Annotated in this window: 4 protein-coding genes; 3 read left to right on the top strand and 1 reads right to left on the bottom strand. The window is 61.9% G+C overall.

Going from position 1 to position 2309, the window contains the following annotated elements:
* The 3 genes from APH30_RS26830 to APH30_RS26820 all read left to right on the top strand — a co-directional run.
* Positions 1–857 (top strand): DnaB helicase C-terminal domain-containing protein (locus APH30_RS26830; protein ID WP_156326734.1); only part of this gene is annotated, 857 nt, incomplete at its 5' end.
* Positions 844–1350: a hypothetical protein gene (locus APH30_RS26825; RefSeq protein WP_054914228.1), complete on the top strand. Its 507-nt coding sequence runs from the start codon at positions 844–846 to the stop codon at positions 1348–1350. The genes APH30_RS26830 and APH30_RS26825, both read left to right, overlap by 14 nt.
* Positions 1347–1949 carry a hypothetical protein gene (locus tag APH30_RS26820; RefSeq protein WP_054914227.1) on the top strand — a complete coding sequence of 201 codons (603 nt, stop codon included), beginning with the start codon at positions 1347–1349 and terminating at the stop codon, positions 1947–1949. The genes APH30_RS26825 and APH30_RS26820 overlap by 4 nt, the downstream gene beginning before the upstream one ends.
* A 112-nt stretch (positions 1950–2061) precedes the next feature.
* Here the strand turns inward: APH30_RS26820 and APH30_RS26815 are convergent.
* Positions 2062–2309: type II toxin-antitoxin system HicB family antitoxin (locus tag APH30_RS26815; RefSeq protein WP_177333804.1), on the bottom strand; the 248-nt coding region annotated here is incomplete at its 5' end.

The following is a 2309-nucleotide window of genomic DNA, read 5'->3' as shown; positions in this document are numbered from 1 at the left end:
CCACCGGCTTGGCTGACCTGGATAAGCTGATCGGCTTCCTGCGCCCCAAGAGCATGGTGGTCATCGCCGGACGCCCAGGGAGCGGCAAGACCATGCTGGGCCTCCAGATCGTCAACCACATCGCCATCCGCGGCGCCGGGGTGGGCCTGATCTTCAGCCTGGAGATGGACGAGAAAGAACTCACCATCCGCACCATCGCCTCGCAAGGTGGCGTAGACCTGCGCCGCATGGAAGAGGTCAAGAGCCTGGACGAGGACGAGTGGCAGCGCATCGGTACAGCAGGGAGCAAGATCGAGGCCGCCCAGCTGTACCTGAACGACACCCCGGGCATGACCATGAGCGCCATCCGTTCGGATGCTCGCAGGCTCCAGCGCGAAAAGGGCCTCGACATCCTGATGATCGACTACTTGGGCCTGGTGGGCGCGGAGGGCAAGAACCAGAGCCGCACCGATGCCGTGGCCAAGATTTCGATTGCCCTGAAGAACCTGGCCAAGGAGTTGAGCGTGCCGGTGCTGGTGCTGGCGCAGCTCAACCGGAACCCAGCGAGTCGCCCAGGCAAGAAACCCCAGGCGAGCGACCTGCGCGACTCCGGCCAGATAGAGCAGGACGCCGATGCGGTGATCCTGGTCCACCACGACCCAGAGTCGGAAGCGGGCGAGCAGGGCGTTACCGAGCTGATCCTCGACAAGGGGCGCCAGGCCCCGCAGGGCTCGTGTCTTGTCCAGCGCCAAGGGCAGTACGCCCGATTCGTCAACTTCGCCGGTAACCGCCTGCCTCCTGATGAGGAGGTCGAGATGGCCCGCGTACTGAATTTCTCCAAGCACCGTAAGGGGAGCAAACGCCATGAAACTTTCTGATCTGTGGCCACGCGCTGGCGCTGGCAAACCTGCAACTCCGGTCCTCTCGGTAACCGTAACCAAGCGTGCTGGCGCCGAGCAGCCTGTTGCCACTGGCAAAGCCCCGAAACTCTCTGAAGCGCACCCACGCCTGACGGGGCCCCGTGAGTTGCCCGAAACCCTTGAAGCCTGCGAGGCCCTGCACGAACAGCTGGTGAGTGACGCAATCCGCCTGGAGCTGGCGCTGAGCCAGGCGCAGGAGGGCGCTGTTCAGGGGCGCCCATACGACCGTAGCTGGTACAACCGGGCCAAGGCCGCCCTCAAGCACATCAACCATGACCGCACCCGGCTGCTGTACCGGTGCGGCCAGTTGCGCAAGGAGGCCAAGGCGCACACCCAGCAGCACATGGATCGGGTCATCCTCGACGTTATCAAGGAGGCAATGCCGGCTGACCAGTTCCTGGGCTTTGTTCGAATTGCTGAGGCCCGCATGGCCCAAGGAGCCACTCGATGAGCAACGTTACTGCAGCGCTGCCGCGCCGAATGCTGGCTGACTTCGAACCGATGGTTTACCAGGGTGTAATGGCAGCGATCGTCAGGGTGCTGGCGGCGGACAGCACCAGCAACGCGACCCGGCAGAGTTGGCAGAAGTTGATCGACTCTGGTCCTCGAACCGGTGGGTTTCGAGCCTTGCTGTCGGCTCGCGATCAGTTCGACTATGACTGCATCTTGCATGCCCTGCTGCACCGAGAGCTCAGCCCTAAGCACTGGGATGTGTTGGTGGGCAAGTTCTCGACGCACAAGGCCAACCGTGTCAGTGCGATCGCCCGCAGCATTCCCCGGATCAGTTCGCCGGCACCGGCCCTGTTCATCTACAAGGCCACCACCGTGTGGTTCATCCCGAAGATGAAGGGCAAGCAGGGCAAGCGCTCCTCAGACGTTGCGGTTTTGCCTGATGAGTTTTACGACATGAACACCTGGGATGTGGATGCGCGGCCAGACTCAACCCGCACCCGATGGCGCCGGGGTATTCACAAATGCCTTGAGGAGCTGGAGGAGGGCGCTGTCATCCATGTAACCGAGATCTTGGAGAGAGAGCAGCTAATTGATTGAGTCTCTTGACAATGGTGAGCGAATGAGCGAAATTGCCCACCATCCTCAGATCCCTGCGCATAAACGGGATTGAGACACAAAGCCCTGGCCATTAAGCCGGGGCTTTTGCGTTTCAGCGACCCAGTTTCTCCATGGCCGCGTCAGCCAGGAAAGACGACCGACTCTTCACGTTGTGGTCTCGCACATATCGGTCAATCTGCTGGATCACGAACCCCGGCAGGGTAACGTTGACCTTCTCGGTCTTGCCCAGGTACGGCGTAATGTCGATCTCCAGCATGCCCCAGCCCATGTCAGCGAAGTCGGGATTGTCCCGGTGGGCCGCGGCGCTGGTTGGCATCGGGATGGCCTGGCCGTTACTGG

This window comes from Pseudomonas sp. NBRC 111127, from assembly GCF_001320345.1.
In the GTDB taxonomy this organism is placed as follows: Bacteria; Pseudomonadota; Gammaproteobacteria; order Pseudomonadales; family Pseudomonadaceae; genus Aquipseudomonas; species Aquipseudomonas juntendi.
This window is presented reverse-complemented; position numbering and strand designations above follow the sequence as displayed.

Excerpts from the sequence above, each read along its gene's own strand:
- APH30_RS26825 (WP_054914228.1), top strand. The coding sequence starts at position 844 with ATGAAACTTTCTGATCTGTGGCCACGCGCTGGCGCTGGCAAACCTGCA.
- APH30_RS26820 (WP_054914227.1), top strand. The coding sequence starts at position 1,347 with ATGAGCAACGTTACTGCAGCGCTGCCGCGCCGAATGCTGGCTGACTTC.